Here is a 245-nt window from a genome sequence, read left to right as displayed (position 1 = left end):
CTGATGATACTTGTACCTCATAAGCAGTGTTATCTAATAAATTTGCAAGAACAGCATTATTGTTACTTAAATTCAAAGTAATCCAATTGGTTTCTGAAACTTTCTTATACCTTAGAACATAAGAGGAAGCTCCGGAAACAGGAATCCAAGAAACATTTGCCGAGCTTGTTGTAATATTTGACATTGTAATTCCTGTTGGAGAAGAACCACAATTACCAAACTGAGCCACTTTCACAGAGTTAACA

At 34.7% G+C, this 245-nt stretch carries 1 protein-coding gene; it reads right to left on the bottom strand.

The window, feature by feature from the left end; genetic code table 11:
- A partial coding sequence (locus RMT89_RS44885) for a fibronectin type III domain-containing protein (RefSeq protein ID WP_315889507.1) occupies window positions 1-229 on the bottom strand: 229 nt, incomplete at its 3' end.
- Window positions 230-245 lie beyond the last annotated feature (16 nt).

Origin of the sequence: Streptomyces sp. P17 (genome assembly GCF_032436805.1) — a bacterium.
In the GTDB taxonomy this organism is placed as follows: domain Bacteria; phylum Actinomycetota; class Actinomycetes; order Streptomycetales; family Streptomycetaceae; genus Streptomyces.
The sequence above is the reverse complement of the archived record's forward strand: the minus strand, read 5'-3'. Positions and strand labels throughout refer to the sequence as shown.